This is a genomic window from Candidatus Marinimicrobia bacterium CG08_land_8_20_14_0_20_45_22 (genome assembly GCA_002774355.1).
Lineage (GTDB): Bacteria > Fidelibacterota > UBA2242 > UBA2242 > UBA2242 > 0-14-0-20-45-22.
Genome location: PEYN01000001.1, coordinates 1 through 20,631, shown reverse-complemented (window position 1 = coordinate 20,631; position 20,631 = coordinate 1). Strand labels below are relative to the sequence as shown.

General features: G+C 42.6%; 19 protein-coding genes and 1 tRNA gene. 4 read left to right on the top strand and 16 right to left on the bottom strand.

Annotated elements, in window-relative coordinates; genetic code table 11:
* Window positions 1-78 precede the first annotated feature (78 nt).
* From COT43_00100 to COT43_00085, 4 genes are all read right to left on the bottom strand, one after another.
* Window positions 79-1,956 carry a metallophosphoesterase gene (locus COT43_00100; GenBank protein ID PIS31209.1) on the bottom strand — a complete coding sequence of 626 codons (1,878 nt, stop codon included), beginning with the start codon at window positions 1,954-1,956 and terminating at the stop codon, window positions 79-81.
* 26 nt (window positions 1,957-1,982) lie between these two features.
* A complete protein-coding gene (locus COT43_00095; GenBank protein ID PIS31208.1) occupies window positions 1,983-2,177 on the bottom strand; it encodes a hypothetical protein in 195 nt (64 codons plus the stop codon).
* On the bottom strand, window positions 2,167-2,433 hold the full coding sequence (locus tag COT43_00090) for an endonuclease (GenBank protein PIS31207.1): 267 nt from the start codon (window positions 2,431-2,433) through the stop codon (window positions 2,167-2,169). Before COT43_00090 ends, COT43_00095 begins: the two co-directional genes overlap by 11 nt.
* Window positions 2,434-2,446: 13 nt before the next feature.
* A tRNA-Met gene (locus COT43_00085) sits at window positions 2,447-2,522 on the bottom strand.
* A 357-nt stretch (window positions 2,523-2,879) separates the two neighbouring features.
* Between COT43_00085 and COT43_00080 the strand changes: the two genes are divergently transcribed.
* Window positions 2,880-6,773, top strand: coding sequence for a hypothetical protein (locus COT43_00080; GenBank protein ID PIS31206.1), 3,894 nt, complete (start codon window positions 2,880-2,882; stop codon window positions 6,771-6,773).
* An 88-nt stretch (window positions 6,774-6,861) separates the two neighbouring features.
* On the opposite strand, the gene COT43_00075 is transcribed toward COT43_00080, so the two are convergent.
* The 5 genes from COT43_00075 to COT43_00055 all read right to left on the bottom strand — a co-directional run bounded on the left by COT43_00075 (window position 6,862) and on the right by COT43_00055 (window position 10,750).
* A complete protein-coding gene (locus tag COT43_00075) occupies window positions 6,862-8,313 on the bottom strand; it encodes a malate dehydrogenase (protein ID PIS31219.1) in 1,452 nt (483 codons plus the stop codon).
* A gap of 45 nt (window positions 8,314-8,358) precedes the next feature.
* Window positions 8,359-8,886: a fumarate hydratase gene (locus tag COT43_00070; protein PIS31218.1), complete on the bottom strand. Its 528-nt coding sequence runs from the start codon at window positions 8,884-8,886 to the stop codon at window positions 8,359-8,361.
* Between the two features lie 5 nt (window positions 8,887-8,891).
* Complete coding sequence (locus COT43_00065; GenBank protein PIS31205.1) at window positions 8,892-9,740, bottom strand: fumarate hydratase; 849 nt, start codon at window positions 9,738-9,740, stop codon at window positions 8,892-8,894.
* An 87-nt stretch (window positions 9,741-9,827) separates the two neighbouring features.
* The gene (locus COT43_00060) at window positions 9,828-10,169 is read right to left on the bottom strand and encodes a hypothetical protein (GenBank protein ID PIS31204.1); all 342 of its coding nucleotides are present in this window, start codon (window positions 10,167-10,169) and stop codon (window positions 9,828-9,830) included.
* 56 nt (window positions 10,170-10,225) lie between these two features.
* A complete protein-coding gene (locus tag COT43_00055; GenBank protein PIS31203.1) occupies window positions 10,226-10,750 on the bottom strand; it encodes a flavin reductase in 525 nt (174 codons plus the stop codon).
* A gap of 180 nt (window positions 10,751-10,930) precedes the next feature.
* Between COT43_00055 and COT43_00050 the strand changes: the two genes are divergently transcribed.
* Window positions 10,931-12,040 (top strand): glycerol-3-phosphate ABC transporter ATP-binding protein, encoded by a 1,110-nt coding sequence (locus COT43_00050; GenBank protein PIS31202.1) that lies wholly within the window; start codon window positions 10,931-10,933, stop codon window positions 12,038-12,040.
* Between the two features lie 15 nt (window positions 12,041-12,055).
* On the opposite strand, the gene COT43_00045 is transcribed toward COT43_00050, so the two are convergent.
* Genes COT43_00045 through COT43_00025 form a run of 5 tightly spaced genes read right to left on the bottom strand, consistent with a single transcriptional unit; the run spans window position 12,056 to window position 16,473 of the window.
* Window positions 12,056-12,790, bottom strand: a complete 735-nt coding sequence (locus COT43_00045) for a hypothetical protein (protein PIS31201.1) — start codon at window positions 12,788-12,790, stop codon at window positions 12,056-12,058.
* The gene (locus COT43_00040) at window positions 12,787-13,584 is read right to left on the bottom strand and encodes a hypothetical protein (protein ID PIS31200.1); all 798 of its coding nucleotides are present in this window, start codon (window positions 13,582-13,584) and stop codon (window positions 12,787-12,789) included. The genes COT43_00045 and COT43_00040 overlap by 4 nt, the downstream gene beginning before the upstream one ends.
* Before the next feature lies 1 nt (window position 13,585).
* On the bottom strand, window positions 13,586-14,626 hold the full coding sequence (locus COT43_00035; GenBank protein ID PIS31199.1) for a hypothetical protein: 1,041 nt from the start codon (window positions 14,624-14,626) through the stop codon (window positions 13,586-13,588).
* Complete coding sequence (locus tag COT43_00030) at window positions 14,623-15,729, bottom strand: hypothetical protein (protein ID PIS31198.1); 1,107 nt, start codon at window positions 15,727-15,729, stop codon at window positions 14,623-14,625. Before COT43_00030 ends, COT43_00035 begins: the two co-directional genes overlap by 4 nt.
* 3 nt (window positions 15,730-15,732) lie before the next feature.
* Window positions 15,733-16,473: a hypothetical protein gene (locus COT43_00025; GenBank protein PIS31197.1), complete on the bottom strand. Its 741-nt coding sequence runs from the start codon at window positions 16,471-16,473 to the stop codon at window positions 15,733-15,735.
* 391 nt (window positions 16,474-16,864) lie between these two features.
* Between COT43_00025 and COT43_00020 the strand changes: the two genes are divergently transcribed.
* On the top strand, window positions 16,865-17,455 hold the full coding sequence (locus tag COT43_00020; protein PIS31196.1) for a methyltransferase type 11: 591 nt from the start codon (window positions 16,865-16,867) through the stop codon (window positions 17,453-17,455).
* Between the two features lie 120 nt (window positions 17,456-17,575).
* Here the strand turns inward: COT43_00020 and COT43_00015 are convergent, their stop codons facing one another.
* Both COT43_00015 and COT43_00010 read right to left on the bottom strand, forming a co-directional pair.
* Complete coding sequence (locus COT43_00015; protein ID PIS31195.1) at window positions 17,576-18,589, bottom strand: hypothetical protein; 1,014 nt, start codon at window positions 18,587-18,589, stop codon at window positions 17,576-17,578.
* 371 nt (window positions 18,590-18,960) lie between these two features.
* Window positions 18,961-20,076, bottom strand: a complete 1,116-nt coding sequence (locus tag COT43_00010; GenBank protein ID PIS31194.1) for a hypothetical protein — start codon at window positions 20,074-20,076, stop codon at window positions 18,961-18,963.
* A 258-nt stretch (window positions 20,077-20,334) separates the two neighbouring features.
* Here COT43_00010 and COT43_00005 point away from each other — a divergent pair.
* Window positions 20,335-20,631, top strand: a 297-nt coding sequence (locus tag COT43_00005) for a hypothetical protein (GenBank protein PIS31193.1), incomplete at its 3' end; no start/stop codon positions are given.

Genomic DNA, 20,631 nt, shown 5'->3' with positions numbered 1-20,631 from the left:
CTACCCAAACTTGAATAGCAATTTAAGGGCGAAGTCCATTAATTGCAACGTCCTTTAAATATCTCCTCCGTTTGGCAATTAATTGTCAGTTTTTAAACTCGAAAAATACCGTAAAAAGACAATTTTTCCATCCATTATGGAAGCAACAACTTCAGTACGACTCAGCGGAACAACATTATTAACCAAACCGAAACCGATCCGATAGCGCCAAATAACCGTGCCCGTTCGGGCATCCATTGCATAGACAAATCCATCTTTTGTCCCAAAAAACAGCGTTCCATCTTTTTCAACCGGCAAAGATGGATCGATGTCATAACCGTAGTTCGCCGAAGTCGCCCATTTAATTTTCATCGTCGGAGAACTGCTATCAATTGCAAAAACCGAATCCTGAATCGTTCGTGCAAAAACCGTCGCGCCATCTTCCGAAATTCCAACATTTTCTCTAACCTGAAAGCGCCTTGAACGCCAAAGCGTCTCGCCGGATTTCACATCAATACAGGATAAGAAACGATCCGGAGCTGCGATGTAAACTTTATCGCTGGAAGCGACAGGAATACATGCCGCCGGCGAATACAAAACGCCCGGACGACCATCTTGACATTTCCAATCAAGGTTGCCGGTTTTTGTATTTAGAGCATAGAGACAATTATCCCATGCCCCAAAAATCGCTCGCCCTTCATAAACAAGCGGTTGTGTTTCAACAAAACCCGTAACGCCCAAATATTTCCACTTGATTTCTCCAGTTTTAAGATCAATTGCACGAAAGGTTCCATCACTCGACCCGATATAGACGACATCCTGAAAAATTGCTGGAACAGCGACGACCGGAGCCCTAGTGCAAACTCTCCAGTTCAATTTCCCAGTTGATGTATTCAAACAATAAATCGACGAATCCGTCGAACCGACGACCGTCACATTCCCTGAAGCGGCGGCTGAAGAGAAAACAGGCGCGTTAGTCTTAAACTGCCATGTTTCCTTGCCGGTTTTTAGAGAAATCGCTCGAACAATGCCATCGCCAGATCCGATTATCACTTTTCCATCTGCGAGAACTGGCGATGATGCCAACGTATATTTTGTATCAAATTCCCATATTTTCCGGACACCTCTACCATTGCTGTCCAATGAAAAGGAAGGTTTACAAGACTTTAAACTGTCGGCTTCATTTTTTCGATTCTTCAACGGAATTTTTCCCCATTTTTTCAATGTTAGAATTCCGGGTGTCCGTTCATAGAAAGTCATTGAATCCGGATAAACATCCACAATAGTATATCCGCCAACCGGTTGGTTTCCCCGGAGATTCGAGCGACCCATAACGCCGGGAATTCCTTCATATTTAGTAATCAGATTCGCATGTCCATGACCGTGCAAGATTGCCTGAACATTAAACGCTTTCGCTAAATCAGCGGCTTCAAACCAGTTGCTGACTGAATTATCCAGCGGATAGTGCATAATAAAAACTGTCTTTAGGTTTGATTTCTTGTTTTTTTCGAGTGTTTGTTCGATCCACCGAATGTCCTCCGGTGAAATATAACCGTCACCCATCCGCATCAGCGGACCCTGATGAAATCCGAGAAATTGAAAACCCTTGTATTCAAAGAAAAATTTGTCATCACCCCACATTTTCCGAAATTTTGTCCCGCCCGATGATGACCATTTAAGTTCATGATTGCCCGGAATGACATAATAAGTTTTAATCAGTTGGTCTAAAATTGTTTTGGCTGTATCCAAATTTCCATTTACATCCATTTCGACAACATCACCTGAAACAATCGTAAAATCAATCCCTTCAAGAGAATTGATATCTGCAACTGACCGCTGTAAGTCAACCGCCGCCAATTCCGAACCGACATGCGTATCCGTAAGCCATGCAAATCGAAATAACGGTTCGACAGAGAACGCTTTCGATACCAAAACTGCAAAAAAAAGTAATAAAACTACATTTCGACGATTCTTCATCCTGTACCTTTCTGTTACCGATTCATTCAACGAGCATATTTAATTTGGACGATTCTAATGGAATTTCCAACAATGACTACCAATGCCATAAATTGAAAATCCCGCATTTGCGGGATTTCTTCGTAGCGGGGAGAGGATTCCCGCCTCTGGCGGATAAACTCTACCCCTGACCTTTGGGCTGTAACGAAGTGAAAGTTCGCCATCGGCGAATTATGAGCCATATTTTAAAACAACTTCATAAATCCACTTCCTGCCAATACCAGTTTTAAAATATCTTTCTCGTCGCACTGCTCCAACTCGCGTCTCGTAGTTCTCTTGATAAAGCAAAACCCAATTATTCCCCCGCTTCGTCCAACATGAATGCCCAGAATTATGCTCCCTCAACCGACGATCCATGTCGTTTGTCTGACCAACATAAACGTAACCTTCTTCGCTCTGTATGATATAAACCGTAAACATAAATTGAAAATCCCGCATTTGCGGGATTTCTTCGTAGCGGGGAGAGGATTCGAACCCCTGACCTTTGGGTTATGAGCCCAACGAGCTGCCAGCTGCTCCACCCCGCGATCATCTTTAAAAAGCGAATGGAATTTAACAAAATAAATCCATCAATTCCAAGCTACAATTTTAAGATTTTACACTTCTGGCACTTATTAAAACGTAAATAATCGTCTTTATCAGAATTAGTTAGTTATCTATAAATATCGCGGTTTTAACAGTAATCAATATTTTCAGCGCACATTATTTAAATAAATATTACATTGGGTAGATCAAAATTTATTTAAGAGGCAATTTCTATGATAAGTTCAATCAGTAGTCACATCCTAACATAATACGTGACATTCAATTTTTCACGACGTAACTTTTATCGGTTTTTTGAGAATGACACGATTCTATGTTATGATAAGACAATGGACTAAAAAATGAATCAGAAAAAATGCGTGCTTTTTGTCAGTGATCGACCATCTAACTTAAAAGCGGATTTTTCAGAAGCGAACGAACGAGAATTTCCACTTACAACTCAGTGGAATCATGATTTAACAAACTTTACCAAGCAATTGAATCAATATTCACCAGATTTTGTTGTTATTGACCAAAACTTGGCTTCCGAAAATATCTCTTTTGCTATACAAAATATTCGAGATACAGGATCAATTTCACCTCTAGTTCTGTTTTTCGATTTAAGCGATTACGAACGGATTATCGACCAACTTTCTGCCTTATCCAAGCGCAATTTTTCAGATGCAAAACAAACATCTTTGCCGAATTCAGGTTTCATTAATCCCACCATCAAGACGGAAGAAATTTATAAAGATATTTTCGACAATGCTGACATTGCGATGATGCTAGTCAATGATGACATGACTTTTCTGCTTGTCAATTCGGTCTTCGAGGAATTTTCCGGTTATTCGAAAGTGGAAATTGAGAGAATCAAAAAATGGAATGAGTTCATTTTGCCCGATGATTTGGAAAGGATCCAAACAAATCAAGATTTACCCGGTAGTAAAAGAACAAAGACACCGCAACATTACGATGTTCGGTGTTTGGATCGTTCGGGAAAGATTCACCCTTGCATCGTTTCCAGTTCGATAGTTGAAGGTTCCTCAGTTTCGATAATTTCTCTTGTCGATATTACCCATCTAAAAAAGACCACCGATAATCTCGAAAAAACCGACGACAGATATTGGAGACTTTTCGAGAGTTTCAACGATTCTATTTCTCTCTGCGATCAGGACATTTTCACTTCCTGTAATCCTAAAACGTTTGAGATGTTTCAACGCCGGGAAGAAGACATCGTGGGGCACTCAATTACCGAACTTTTTTCCTCTTCTCAACCGAACATAGAAGAATTAAAATCTCTGACAATTCAAAAAATCAAAGAAGCGCTTGCGGGTTTTCCCCAGTTCTTAGAGATCACGTTGGGAAGATCCGACGGAACAGATTTCCCTTCAGAACTCAGCCTGAGCCGTGCTACAGTCGCTGGAAAACCATATCTCCAAATAGTTATACACGATATTACCGAACGACAGAAAGCACTTAAAATTCAAAAAATAATGTATGAAATTGCGGCCGCTTCCCACAAATCGGAAAACCTGCGCCAACTTTCAAAAAGCATTCAAACAACTTTGGGCAAAATTCTCGATACAAAAAATTTCTTTATCGTCCTATACGATCGGGAAACTGATCGCATTACGCTCCCATATTTCAGCGATGAAATGGATATCGTCGATAGTTTCCCTGTCGGCAAGACGCTGACTTCATACGTCATCCGAAATAACCAACCGGTTTTACTGAAAACTTCTCAAGTAATGGAACTCGTCAATCAAGGCGAAATCGAGATCATTGGTACACCATCGAAAATCTGGTTAGGCGTTCCTTTGAAATTGAATGATATTGTTATCGGCGCGATAGTCGTCCAAAATTACGAGGATGAAAACGCACTTACTCAAAGCGATTTTGAAATCATGAAATTTGTTTCTGACCAGATTAGTTTTTCTATTGAATATAAACGCGCAACCGAAGAATTACAAAAAGCACATGCGATCTATCAAAAGGCAATAGAGAATGCCCATGGCGTCCCCTACAGACGAAATTTTATCACAAACAAGTATGAGTTTTTCGGTGCGAATTCCAAGGACGTTCTCGGAATAAGTCTACAAGATATGACAGCTAAGAAATTTGATGAAATCGTGAAGGAAAAAACGATCACGGATCCCAAAGCACCCAAGAACATCAATGAATACGCAAATGAATTCAGAGAAGGAAAATCCGAGCGTTTTTGGATGGATCTTAAAATAGAACTTCCCGATGGAACGACTAAATGGGTTAGCGATCACTCTGTACCGGCTCGCGATATTAAAAGCGGAAAAGTCGTCGGCTCGATCGGAATTTTACAGGATATTACTGAACGCACTCAGATTACCGAAGCGCTTAGCCTGAGCGAAAAACGGTTCAAGGAACTCTGGGACAACGCGCCTGTCGCCTATCACATCTTGAACACTGACGGTATTATTCTCGATGTTAATCAAACGGAATGCGATATGTTGGGATATCTGAAGACAGAAATGATCGGTCGTCTGATTTTCGACTTCGTTCTTATGGAGCAAAAAACCGGTGCAACGCAAAGATTTATCCAAAAAATCAAAGAACAATTCGTGCCTGAATGTCAAGAACGAACTTATGTGAAAAAGAACGGCAATCGAATTTTTGTTTCAATCAGAGATGTTCTGGAGCGTGATTTGGAAGGGAATGTAGTTGGAATCCGGACGACAATGATTGACATTACGGAGCGGAAAAAGGCAGAATCCGCGTTGATCGAAAGTGAAAAACGGTATCATACGTTGTTTAATAGTGGAAACGACGCCATTTTTGTCTCATGGTATAATGACGATGGTTCGCTTGGCAAATTTATTGAAATCAACGGTATTGCCTGCCAGAGACTCGGTTACACGCGGGAAGAATTGATGAAGATGTCGCCGCTGGATTTCGGTATTTCCGAGAATAAAGATAAAATCATTGATCTCCTAAAAACTCTCAATGCCAATAAACCAATCGTCCATGAGACGGTTCACATGACCAAAGACGGAAAACATATCCCGGTCGAGATTAACTACCTGCTCATTAAAATTGAGAACCGGAAAGCGGTTATCTGCATCTCAAGAGATATTTCCGAACGAAAAGAAGTGGAATTCGAGCGCCAGCGCTCTGAAAAACTGGAATCCATCGGTATTCTTGCAGGTGGAATCGCTCATGATTTCAACAATATTCTGACGGTTATTATGGGAAATATTACGCTTTCGAAGATGTATTCCCAACCGGGAACAAAAGTCTTTGAACGGTTGACGGAAGCGGAGCGAGGCGCTTTCCGCGCAAAAGATTTAACTCAACAATTATTGACATTTTCCAAAGGCGGCGCCCCAATTCTAAAAACCGCTTCCATCAAGGAACTGTTACTCGAGTCCGCCGAATTTCCATTAACCGGCTCCAAAGTCAAATGCGAATTTTCCATCGCTGAAAATCTTTGGAACGTTGAGATGGACGAAGGGCAAATCAATCAAGTTATTCACAACATCGTTCTGAATGCTGAGCAGGCAATGCCGGAAGGCGGTCTCATTAACATCATTGCGGAAAATATCCAGATCGGATCCGATAATACGCTTTTGCTCAAGCAGGATAAATATATCAAAATTACTATACGTGATAACGGAATCGGGATTAGCAAAGAATATCTGAAGAAGATTTTCGATCCATATTTTTCGACGAAGTCCAACGGTAGCGGGCTCGGGCTGACCATGGTTTATTCAATCATTAAGAATCATAATGGCGCTGTGACTCTCGACTCGAAACCCGGCGTTGGAACGACATTTTATATTTATCTACCTGTCAGTGAACAATTGCTGGAAAAGGATGACGACGAAGAGAAGAATTTGCTCTCGGGATTCGGAAAAGTGCTCATCATGGATGACGAGGAATTAGTTAGGACGATGGCGGCGGAAATGCTGATGAACCTCGGCTATGAGGTACAAACCGCTAAGGATGGCGCAGAAGCGATTACTTTGTATCAAAAAGGAATGAAAGAGAACTCGCCGTTTTCGGCAGTCATTATGGATTTGACAATCCCAGGCGGAATGGGCGGAGAAGAAGCACTCAAATCTCTCCGAAAAATCGATCCATCTGTCAAGGCGATCGTGTCCAGCGGATATTCTAACAATCCGGTAATGTCGCGATATACCGATTACGGTTTTTCTGGCGTCGTCGCCAAACCTTATAAAATTTCCGATCTTAGTTCGACTTTGAAAAAGGTTATAACAAAATGATTTCCATAAACATTTCTTCCATATCCGCATCCCCAAAATGTCAGGTAAGTTTCGATCTCTGTCAGCGGATTAAATCTAGTCAGATTTATTAAGAACGTTCGACTTCTGACACCGCCCAATTTAGCGCTTCATCCAACATGTCTCGTGGCGGCTCTGTAATAAATCCTGATTCCATTAATCTCTGCGTCATATTTCGAGAATATTCGATATCGATTTTGGCCTTTTGAAATGCCGAATCCCAGTCGATCATTTTCCGGGCGACGCCATCGCGAATTGCCTGCATCGCGACTTCGGCGGCTTCAAACGCAAAAACGTCCGGTTCATCCATTTTTGGGATGATATCTTCTGGTGTAATGCCACGCTTTTCGGCAAACCGCGCCAATGCGTTCGCGGCGGCGATTGCCATTTCGTCGGTGATTTTTCTAGCTCTCACCATCAAAGCGCCTTTTAAAATTCCCGGAAAGCCCAACGAATTATTGACCTGATTTGGGAAGTCGCCGCGACCTGTTGCAACAATGAAAGCGCCTGCTTCCTTTGCCGCGTATGGATAAATTTCCGGAACGGGATTAGCGCATGTGAAAACAATCGATTTTTGCGCCATCGATTGAATCCACGACGGTCGAACCATATCCGGACCCGGTTTTGACAAGGCGATCAGCACGTCGGCGCCTTTCATGGCTTGCTCAATGTCTGATACAAAACCGGGATTCGTCAATTGACAAAGTTCCCAAGTGCGATAATATCTTGCATCGGACTCGATATCACGCCGGTTTTTGGATAATGCTCCATGAACATCGAAAAGAATCATTTTCTGTGGATCGGCGCCGGCGGTAATGAGAATTCGGGCAACTGAAGTATTTGCGGCGCCGGCTCCCAGCATAACTATCCGAATTTCACCTATTTTTTTATTGGCAAGTTTAAGAGCATTGAGTAATCCCGCAAGCGTTACACAAGCCGTTCCCTGCGCGTCATCATGCCAAACGGGAATATCGCACGTCTCGCGCAATTCATCGAGAACGCGGTAGCAGTTCGGTTGAGAAATATCCTCAAGGTTTATGGCGCCAAAACTCGGCTGAGCCATTCTTACAAAATCGATAATTTTCTGCGGATCATTTTCACCGTTTTTATCTCGGCTGTCCATGCAGAGTGCTACCGCATCCACGCCGCCGAGATATTTCATCAAAAACGCTTTGCCTTCCATTACGCCCATCCCACCCGGAGGCGTACAATCGCCGTCGCCTAGAACGCGCGTTGAATCACTGACGACTGCCACGAGATTTCCGCGGTTCGTTAGATCGAAAGATGCATCGGAGTTATCCCGAATTGTCGTCGAAATCTTTGATACGCCAGGCGTGTACCAAACATTGAACCAGTTAAATCCGAAGACGCCTGCCTTTGGAGCCGTTTGGATTTTCCCACCGTAGAATTTGTGTGACGATTCGGATAGACGTTTGAAAAAAAGCGTCTTCGCCCGTGCAATTTTCTCCTGATTAAAATGTCCTGGAAATGATGCATCTAAGTTGCTAAGGTCTAATCTAATTTTTCCCAAAAATTTTCCCTTTCACTCGCCAATTCGCCTATTTCTTTATTTTAAAATATTATTCCCACTGGCATCGACGGCGATAAACAGCGGCATTTTTTCGACTTTCAGTTCGAGAATCGCTTCGGCATCCAAATCCGAGAACGCGATCACACGCGCCGAAATCACCGACTGCGCCATTTTTACCGCCGCTCCACCGACAGCCATAAAGTAAACCGCTCGATTTTTCACGATCGCATCGATCACATCCTGACTCCTCATTCCTTTTCCAATCATACCTTTCAATCCCGAATCCAACAAATCTGGCGTGTAAGAATCGAGACGATAACTCGATGTCGGACCGGCCGAACCAATGACCATTCCGGGTCTCGCCGGAGATGGCGACAAATAGTAAATCACCTGACCGTTAAGATTAAAAGGCAATGATTCGCCGCGATGAATCATTTCCACCAAACGCTTATGCGCCGCATCTCTTGCGGAATAAACAATTCCACTTAACAAGACCTTGTCGCCCGATCTGAGATCACTAATCGCTTCCGGCTTGAGTGGAGTATTCAATTCATGTACACGCATCGTTTTCATCCGATCCGAATACTCTGATGGCGATGCGCGTGGCACTGAATATTCACAGCAACCGGCAACGACGCCATGTGACAAGGTTTTTGGATAATCTGAACAGCCAGAGCGGTAGTCTTACCGCCAACTCCCATCGGCCCAATGCCAAGTTCATTGATGCGCGCAAGCAATTCGCATTCGACTTTTGCCCACTCTGGAACGGGATTCGGTTCATTCAAAGGACGGAATAATGCCTTTTTCGCTATCAAAGCGCATTGTTCAAAGTCGCCGCCGACGCCAACACCAACGATAATCGGCGGACAGGGATTTCCTCCCGAACGTTTGACTCGATCAATAACAAAATTTTTCACGCCTTCGATCCCATCGGCAGGCTTCAGCATTTTTACTTCGCTCATATTCTCAGCGCCGCCACCTTTCGGGGCAACCGTTATTTGGATCGAATCGCCTGGAACAATATCGGTATAAATGAGTGCGGGCGTGTTGTCATGCGTGTTTTTTCTTCCGAAAACCGGATCCGCGACGATTGATTTTCGTAAATAACCGTCATCGTATCCGCGTCGAACGCCTTTCTGTATCGCTTCGCAAAAATCCCCCCCAACGATATGAACATCCTGCCCAAGTTCGACAAAAACGACTGCGATGCCGCAATCTTGACAAATCGGCATCTGTTTTTCCAACGCCAATACGTGATTTTCGAGAATCATTTCGAGAATTTCCCGCGCGATTGGCGAATCTTCCTTCTCCAAAGCGATTTGCAATCTTTCCCGAACAATGGGATCAACCTGATAATTCGATTCTATACAAAGCATCCTCACTGCAGACATGATGCGGGAAACGTCAATCTCGTTCAAACTTTCTCCGTTCTAAAGATTTCTAAGGATAAATGGAACTGTTCGCATGGGTAAATTTTGCACGTGTTCTTCAGTTTTCCAACGGATTTATGAACGGAAAATGAAATAAACGGCTCCCATCAGGCAAAGCCCTGCCCAAACGTAATCGAGTTTGACCGGTTGTCTCATATAGACCACAGCGAACGGAACAAAAACCATAAGCGTGATGACTTCCTGCATCACTTTCAGCTGAGCAAGGCTGAAACTCGCATAACCAATCCGGTTTGCCGGGACTTGAATCATATATTCGAAAAAGGCAACTCCCCAGCTTAGAATAGCGGCGATATACCACGATTTGTCGCTCAAATTTTTTAAATGACCGTACCAAGCAAAGGTCATAAAGCAATTAGACAGCGCCAAAAGACCGGCTGTTTTCAAGAAAGTCGACATTTAATTCCTCTGAAATAAAACATATTTTCATGCCGGAATTCCATTTGGGAATCGGCTTATTTTTCAAATGACGAGACGCCGCGGATTTGAACGATCTCGCCGAAATAAATGCGGTGATAATCTTTCTCCGGATATTTCTGGTGAATCTCCGCATTTATGAAATTTTCCGGATTCATGTCCTGCCAGTAAATTTTTCGGCATTCAATGATCAGGTTCGATTCGGCATAACCGGGCGATTTGATAATTTCCGATGCGACGGGCGTCAGTCCGGATTCGGCGATTTTCTTCCGAGATCGACCGGAAGTCGAACCGAGAAACCGGATATTTTCCCGAAGTTCTTCCAGAAAAGCGCATAGCATGAATGAATCGTATTTTTCCAGAAAACCGAACGTAAATCGCGTCGGACGTACGACGATTATCGCAAACGGTTTGCTCCACATTGAGCCAAAACCTCCCCAAGCGACTGTCATCGAATTAAAATCGCCCGTCGAGTAATCGCCGGCTGTCAGTAAAAACCATCCGTTCTCCCAAGCGTCGTAACTTTTCAATGAGAATTTTTCAAAATCGATCTTTTTCAGCATCTTTTCACTCCACCATGAAAATAAACCCGAGACAAGCGCCCCAAGTATAACAGTTTGCCGGAAAAAATCAAAATCAATTGATGTAGCTACTCTATCCTAAAAACCGGCAACAGAAACGAAATATTTCTTTCGACTAATGACGATCTGCCGTAAGTTTGACCAAAATGGAGAATCAATGAAATGGCGACAATTGAACTGAAAAACCTGACCAAAGAATATGATAAAAACGTAAAAGTCATCGAAGACCTGAATCTGAAAATTAATGACGGCGAATTTCTGGTTCTCGTCGGTCCTTCCGGCTGTGGCAAATCCACCACGCTGAGGCTGATCGCCGGACTCGAAGAAGCAACGCGCGGTGAAATATATATCGGAGATAAATACGTCAACAACATCCCGCCGAAAGACCGTGACATTTCGATGGTCTTCCAGAATTACGCGCTTTATCCGCACATGACCGTTTTCGATAATATGGCTTTCGGTCTGAAACTGCGGAAATTTAAAAAAGCAGAAATCGCTGCCCGCGTCAAAGAGGCCGCCGATATTTTGGAAATCGGCGATCTATTATCCCGAAAACCCAAACAATTATCCGGCGGTCAACGACAACGAGTTGCGCTCGGAAGAGCGATCGTCCGCAAGCCGAAAGTTTTTTTATTCGACGAACCGTTGTCAAACCTCGACGCCAAACTGCGCGTCCAGATGCGCACGGAAATAAAAAAACTTCACAAGCAATTGAAAGTGACAATGGTGTATGTGACCCACGATCAGATCGAAGCGATGACAATGGGCGATCGAATCGCCGTCATGAAAAGCGGTATCATCCATCAGATCGATACGCCGTTAAATCTCTACAGCAAACCCAATGACCTTTTTGTCGCCGGATTCATGGGTAGTCCTGCGATGAATTTCATCCATACGACTTTGCGCGACGGTGAAAATTATATCGCCGATGAAGGAAATGTTCAAATTCAACTGTCCAAACAAACACATTCGGCCTTGAAAAAATATATCGGAAAACCATTGGTGGTCGGAATTCGTCCGGAAGATATTTCCTTAGTCGAACCGGCCGAAAACGGAACAAAAATTCTTCTTAATGTCGAGGTTTTCGAGCCTATGGGAAACGAAACAAATATCTATTTCACGACGGGTAAAACGCCCATTGTCTGCCGGACGCCCGATTTCAATCCGGATGCTGAGGTTCAGGATACGATTCCTGTCTATCTAAACCGTGAAAAGATGCATTTCTTCGATCCGGAATCCGGATTGACTATTCGCAGAAATTTATCGGACTAAATTCGAGTCAAATGATTAAAATTTTTCGAGTCTGAGTATCATCTTGCCGATCGATGCATCGCTGGAAATCATCACGGGCAGATGGCGCTCGTCGGTACTGACATAAATCGTAACCTGACTTTGATGTTTGAATAATTTCCCGTCTTTAGAGAACGGTTCGAGTACAAAACACACAAATTCGCCCGCAGGAACATTGACTTTTTCTATTCTTTTGACGATGATGTTATACGGCTTTAGTTTATCGTTATCATAATTGAAAAGTTTAAAAATGCGCCCGACGTACAAACTCTCAGCGCGTAAAAAATAGAAGATCGACAGCGGATCGTGAACCATCGATGTCAGCGTATCGATATCGGTCGCCGAAATCGCCTGCATTTTCTGATAATCGAACCGAACGGCATATTCTTTCCGGTAATTACCTTCGGCCAATTTTTTCTGAAATCGCCGTGAAAACAACGTCTTAACGTCGATCCACGATTCCATATCATCGCGAATCCGGTACAATTTATCAAAAAACGGCGCCGTTTGCGTTTGAGACCGAACACGATAGATCGCATGACCGTCTATGATTTCCTGTCCCAAGATTTCCATCGTGGACTGTCCACTCTTTACGAAATTGAACATCGTTAAATAAACCAGTTTCTCGCCAATTTCAAAAGGATGCAGCTGAGCCGATGCCGGAGATGGCGCCAGACCGATCAAGCCGACAAACATGACAACCAACGCGGAGAATGATGAGAACGTTTTCAATCCGATTCGTCTCCCAAAAATTCTTTCTTCAATGCCTTAACTTTATGTCTCATCAGGTTTTTTCGAATTGCTTTTCTAAGCGCTTTCACATTTTGTTTAACATTTAAAGGCTCATAATAGTTTAAAAACTCGATCCAACGGCAATTCACATGAGGTTTTTCCAATCCGCAATCACAAAGATTCATTTTTGAAATGTCGTACATTTTCCGATAGGTCGTCATCCACCTTGATCGCTTCATCCGATTTAAATCGATCAGATAAACATCGTCCTGATTTCCGTTTTTTACCAAAAAATTTCCAAGTGTTAAATCGTTATGTAGATAATTCAACTGATGAATTTTAGAGACCATTTCAGCAATCGAGCGAACTACGCCGTCTTTAAAAAATTCCTCAACAACAAAATCACGCAAAATCTTTCTCGCAAGACGGTAATCATCAACACGTTCGGTTAGCAAAAAGTTTTTCCGGATGAATCCATTTTCTCGTTCGGTGTAACAGGTGACTGGAGTCGGCACTTTTACGCCATTTTTCAGTAAAAGCCACGAAGCATCCCAAGACTTTCTCGCTCGGGAACGCATGAATGGGCTGAACCATCTCGATTGCGAATTGCGCCACCCGAAATTTTTTACAACGAAATGATACGGCTTTTCACCGATCGGAATTTCAACGTCAGCGACGATGTTGACCTTCTTTTTATAAATAAATTTGGCACGCTCGACGATCCAGCCTTTATTTAAAAGCCGATCAATCGTTTCCTTGTTCAGCCGTTTTCCAAGCAATTCCTGATTTGCCATGTTAAAACAATCTCCCACCTAACGATCGTCGCACTTGAAATTTCCTGTACAGATTAACAGGTTTATGTTTTAATCTTTCCAATAAATTTGTTTCGAGCGCATTATCGACGGTCGATAAAACGCGCGCAGAATTCTGCCCATCCAAATATGGATGAATCTGGCGGATTGTCGCTTTTCGATTTTCGGAAAACTCGTCGGGAAATGATAGCGAACGATCGATCGCCGATCGCAATTCACTCGCCTTGTTGATGTTGATTCCTTTTTCGATTCGCACCTGTGCATTCAGTGTCACAACCGGCTTATCTAATAACATAAACTCATAGACAATCGAAGAGGTATCTGATACCAGAACATCCGCCACTTGAAGCAGAGGAACATTGTCGGGTGAATCGTAAATAATAAATTTATCTTTCTGAAGAGCAAGAAACCGCCGTTTGTCAGCGTCTTCCATCAGGTCGTGAAATTTGACGATCCAAGTTTCATTTTCCTTCGGCAACCCCGGTAAAACCGGCAGGATGAAATCCGAAGATTTGAATTTCGGACTGAATGTGGGCGCATAAAATATTAATTTTTTCTGCTCGTCAAGTCCCAAATCTCTGCAAATTTTCCGGCGATCAAATTTAGCCAAAATCGTATCGACTTTCGGCCAGCCGGTTTCGACGACTTCAAAATGCCGATATTTCTGCGACAGCGCACGGAATTTTTCAGTAATTAACGGACCGCTGGTACAATACAAATCGAAGAAACCAGTGACTTTATAGTGTCCGCCTTTTTCTTCGCAGAGTCCGTGAAATATCTGAACTTTCAAGCCGGAAATCTTATCGTGAACCACATTTCCGGGAATAAAAACAACATCCGGCTGAAACGCGATGGCTTCCTGTAGTGAAGCCGTGACTGAAAAATCACCCGTTAAATATGGCAGAACGTTTTTCGTCGCAAAACAGAGCGAAATGCCGCGCGATGACCGATGAATTTCTTCGATCAGCGGTTTAACAACGCTGATCGAATACGGTTTTGTCAGAAAGTGAAGATATTTTTTCACCGGCGACTTTCCATACGGATCAGCAAATCTTCAACAACCCGATGTGATGCCTGACCGTCGACAATTCCGAGGAAATCGTCTCGTTTTTGACGATATATCTGAGTGATTTCATTTTGGGAATCCAACGCTCGCCGGATAGTCGGTTCAGCGTCTTCTGGCTCTGCAATATGAATCGCAAAATCCAATTGCCGAATGATCTCGTCATCGATCCGGGTTCGTCTAAACTGGCGGTTAAACAGCCTATGTTTCCAGCGCAATTTGTAAAAATCACAAATTATAATCGGTTTCCCGGTTGCCAGAAACTCAAAAGCAGTCGAAGATGCCTCAGTCATCAAGACATCCGCAACCGAGAAAAAAGGAATGATATTGAACGATTCCACCGGAAGAAGCCGGAGATTTTTGCATTCGTTAGCCAATTTCAGAAATAATTTTTTCTGATGACGGTATTTTCGCATAGTCCACGAAAAATGATGCAGTTTGACAATTAGATTAAAAGATTTTGTCAGTTCTCTGATCTTCTCGCCAAACGGCTCAATCGAGCTCGGGTAAAAAGTCGGCGCATAAAGAACGGTCGGGCGATCGTTGTCCAATTTCAAATCCTTTGTCGCTTTTTGAATTTCTTCCGGATCGAACAGTGCATCCAATTTGGGGAATCCCGTCGGAATAAGTTGAGTTTTCAGGGTGCGTTTTTCAAATTCCCGAATGCGGTAATCGCCCTCGACGTAACGGACATCGATCCGTGGATCATAATCGGTATAGTAGCACGACTTGACGCCGATTCCATGATAGAGCAAAACGGCGAGCGTGTTTTCGTAACAATAATCCCCGGCGCGCGCGCTTTTCCCGAACACAGTGATGTCGAAATGTCTGCTTAAAATTTCCCGGCGTCGCTCGGTTTCATTCTCCGCATCGAGAAATTGCCAGCCGTCGCTTAAAACGAACCGTTTGATCAGGGAATAATCCGTCATCGGTGAATCGATCGTAGCGCTGAAAAAAACATCGAATCCGCCACGCGTCTTCATCGCTTTTGCGACAGGTAAAAATTGAGGCAAGTAGTAGAGATGCTGAATGTTGAACAGGACGGAGATTGGCTTCACAATCACAAATTACTTTTTATCGAACGCTATAATTTTTGGCAATACGATCGTCCGCGCCTTTTCGAGATCCTCTGAAAAGTCGATCTCGATGACTGGAACGTCGGAGATATTTTCATAAAACATCGGATGTTTTTGGAGGATCAAATCGACGGCTCGCTCGAAAAACGACATCCGGTCGCCTTCTTCCACAACGGTTTTCAGACTCGTAATAAAATCTTCAGTCAGTTCTGCCGAAAACTTCGCAATGCCTACAAACTCACCGAGACACTCGTCGGGAGACAATTTCTTGCCGATTCTCAAAATCCGACGTGTTTCATCGACGATTACCTTGACCTCTTCTTCGCCGCATTTTTTCACTTCGACGCCTAAGGCCGTTGGCTTTTCCGAATGAATTAGCCGTCCCAACAATTCATGATGAAACACAACATCCGCATTGAAATACAGAAAATCGCTTCCTCTGAAATAATCGCCCGCCAGCATCAGCGAATAAACGGTGTTCGTCGAAGCGTAAAGCGGATTTTCGATATATTGCAGGTGGATTCCTTTGTAGTGGTTTCCATACTTTGAAATGATTTGTTCTTTCAGATACCCGACGACGATTAAGGCTTCTTTTACGCCGTAAAAATCCAGCGCGTCGAGTTGATGTTCCAAAATCGGTTTCTGCCCGATTTCAATCAGGCATTTATGTTTCGTGTCGGTCAGCGGCGATAGTCGGCGCGCGGAACCGGCTGCAAGGATGACTGCTTTCAATCTATCCTTCCTTTACAGTGTCTGTGAATTAACTACATCGGAAACTTAAATAACGTTTTAATTTAGCCAATCCAAGATAAAATTACTTGTTTTATCAAGGCAACTACCGGTTGTGCTGGACGGAGCTAATGAAATTTGCCGTGTGTTTAGCGGCTTTGCTTCCAAGATGGAAAAAACAATTCCGGCGTACTTCAGTGAAATATAGTTTACACTGCGTCATAATAAAGATCCCTCCCCTTACAGTATGAATAATGTCTTTGTTTAGGTCGTATTCGAATCCATAACGTTTGAAATCAAATTTATACTCGACCGAAGTGACATCTTTACTGATCGTTGCATTACTATCAAATATTTCATATACTATAAGCAGAATCAAGAAAGAGAATAAACAATGAAAATATTAAACCCTCAAGTCACAGCAGATATTGATCAAGGGAAGCCTATAAAACTAGATCTTGGTAGCGGCGGCTATAGTCGAAAAGGCTTCTATTCAGTCGATCATCTCGAATTGGATGGAGTAGACATTCTTGCAAATCTAAACGAACCCCTGGATTTACTGCCCAATAACAGTGTCGAATACGTTTATAGTCGCCACGCATTGGAACATGTTCAACATCTACTGCCGCTAATTCGTGAGATTCACAGAATTACTAAAAGCGAGGGATTAGTAGAAATTATTGTACCTCATTTCTCAAATGTGTATGGCTATTCCGATCCAACTCATGTCCGTTTCTTTGGTTTGTTTTCAATGTATTATTTTGTGTCTCCCGAGAATCAACCCGATTTGCGCAAAGTACCCTCTTTTTACACTGAGGTGAGGTTCATCATCGATTCAATCGAACTACAATTCTATCGGTCTGGTTTAATCGATAGGCTTTTCGCCGGTATTTTTTCAAAAGTTGTAAACCGAAACATTTACTGGCAAAACTTCTATGAAAGAAGATTGTCCAACTTTTCCATGCCTGGCAAATACGATATCTGATGCGACCGATTAAATAAAAAAAATACGAAGGACTTTGTCTTAGATAGACAGATTCATTCAGGGTAATTATTTTACCCAAAAAGTACTTATTAGGTATCGTGAAGAATTAGAAAGTATAGATTATGACGACACAAGATTCTTAAGCAGGCCAGTTAATTTATCCGCTATCACCTCGACCGTATAATGCTGCTCAACAAACGCTCTTCCTGCTTCGCCCATTTGTCGGCGAAGAGCTTTATCATCAAGCAGTTTAATCAGACTGTCGGCAAATTCGCGATCCGATCTTACTGCATATCCGGTTGTATTACCGCAGGCAACTTCAACATTCATTCCCACGGCAGAAGCGACGAAAGGCACTTCGGCGGCCATATACTGCAGAATCTTGTAAGCGCACTTTCCATTGGTCCAGGGATCATCGCTGAGCGGCATGAGTCCAACGTCAAAATGGGCAATTTCTAAATCCTGTTGCTCAAGACTCCAAGGAATGTGATGACAGGTCAAGGTGGCCACTGAACAGGGAGTATCAGAAATAATGCGCAATTCAAAGGGGTGGACTGCCGCCACCCGGGCTAAGATACTTTCAATAGAAAGAATATATTTCAATGTCGTACGGCTTCCAATCCACCCCACGACGGGTTTGGGATTGTCAGGGAAATCATTTCTGGTCGGATGGTTAGTTAAAGACACTGGTGAAGGAAGAACTGCGACATTGGGATTAAATTTTCGGGCAATATTTTCCAAATAAGCGTTGCCCGCCAGTACCAGGTCAACGTTTCTGACCGTCCGTTTAAACCTTCGCTGTCGGGATTTACTGATCCATATTTTTGCGGCATTATCAAATCCGAATGCATCCCGAACAAAAACAGCATCATCGAAATCATATACCAAACACCTGCTTGCTTGACGTAGAAAGAAGAAAATGAGCGGAGATAACAGCTTCTTCTGAAGAACTACTATATCAAAAGCAGCGCTTTTGCGAAACAGTTTTAAACGTTCGCAGAATAACCTGGGTAGAATGTGCAATTCGGCGCGTACTCCACGATGAGATAACGGTTCGAGGAGATTTGCCACGCGTACTCGCGTACTGGCAAGGTTCGGTGAACGACCAATGAACATTACCCGAATTGCACTCATTTTTTAACCACACTTTCTGTTAAAGAAAAATCCATAAAGGAATAAACTTTAATTTATTATTCCCCATTTTTTGGGCAATACCAAATTAATTTGAATAACATCTTATAATAAAACGATGGAATATGTTTAAAAATCTCCAAGCTGACCCGTCACTTATAGTCACCGTTGTTAAATTTTAATCAAATTGAAATAGATGTCCGTTTCTTCTTCTAAGTAAAACTTTGCCATCTCTGCAAAAACCTAACAGAGTATCGGAATCCAGCCAAAAAAAGGTGTCTTATTTTTCTCAAGCACCTTCTTGGTAAAAAACAGGAGCCGCAAGACTCTTTTTTCATTCTATCTTGTATTTTTCATATCGATTGACAGCTTATTTAATTCCAAATAGCAGGATTTTTTGCGTAAAGCTCTTTTAGATAATCCTCGACACCGTCAACCATTTTTGCAATGGAGAAATTCTCGATCATAGACGTTCGAGCTTCACGCCCAATATCCTCTCGAATTTCCTCTGATTTTATTAATTCCAGCGTTTTATCGGTCATCGTTTGAACATCATTGGGCGGAACGATTGCTCCGGTTCTTTCCGATTGGATTAATTCTCTAACACCACCCACATCAAAGGTAATTACCGGTCGACCAACAGCCATAGCTTCCATTAGAACGTTCGGAAATCCATCATAAGAAGAAGTAAGTAGAACTAAATCACAAAAAGCATACAGTGGATTTAGATCCGATTGAAATCCGAGCATAAACACATTTTTTTCGATTCCTAGATCAATCGTGTACTGCCGGATATCTTCTTCTAATGGACCAGATCCAACAATCAGAAAAATCGCGTCAGGATATTCCCGAAGGATGTTATTGGCTACATCAAGAAAAAGATTATGCTGTTTGATAGACACTAAGCGTCCAAAAATTCCCAGAACCGGACGACGCTTTGGAAGGTTATACCTATTCTCTATCGCTTCACGGTCAATTGTAGTAGGAACATTAACGTTAACCCCATTTCTGATCAGACGGACAAATTGCTCTTCTATCCAACCATACGACATGTATTTTTCTTTAATTGCGACGGCATTCGTAATGACGCCATTTACCATTCGCCGGTACAGAAAGCGGTAGCGCCAGTTATTATGGACATTTGGCATTCCAGCGCGAGCGACAATAATAATTGGTCGTCTAAGTATTTTTCTGGCAATGCTTGCCATTTTGATTTCTTTGTTATAGTGGTTGATTACAATGTCGATTTGGTACTCTTTGAAAATTCTCGATAGTCGAAAACTGTTTATAATGCTAAAATCAATGCCAAATTTCATTGAAAAAGTAATAAACCCGGATTCCTTGCACCTGTTCGTAAAAATTGCGTTGGGTTTTCCGCCACAGAAAATATTATAACCTTTTTCACGTAAACCGATGGCCGTGATTAACATCCATTTTTCGATCCCGCCCCAGGCTTTTTCTTTTGTGCTGTTTAGGAATAAAATGTTCATTCACCGTCTCTGTATCTGTATCGTGGAATTTCCCAAATGATTTGTTCTATGACTTCTGCACATTTGCACCGCGGCTCAAATATTGTCAATTTTAAAAGACACTTTATCATCCTTCATCGATTATTACTCATTCTCATAATGCTATTTTCGGGGGGTAATTTATCACAAATTTCAGAGTAAACAATAGACATGTTTTTTCTCTATGTCTGAGTAAGGAGACATTGACATAATGCGCAATGTACTTGGAAGTGGATTTTCTTGCACTATCAGGTTTTTTTCAGAAGAATTCCTAAGATATTTGTCTTTAAAAATTTTGAAAAAGCCGTATATTTATTTCGGTCGTTTGATTGGATGATCCAATATGCAGATTTGAAAATGGTCCAGGATTTTTACAGGACATGCAGTTTATTCGTCTGCAACACCCGAGACCGGAATTTAATAGGGGTTGACATGGAAACAGGATTATTCGGCGCCCTCATCGGCATCACTTGGAAGCAGGTTGTCATGATGCTCGTCGGCGCGACATTGATCTATCTCGCCGTTAAAAAGAACTAT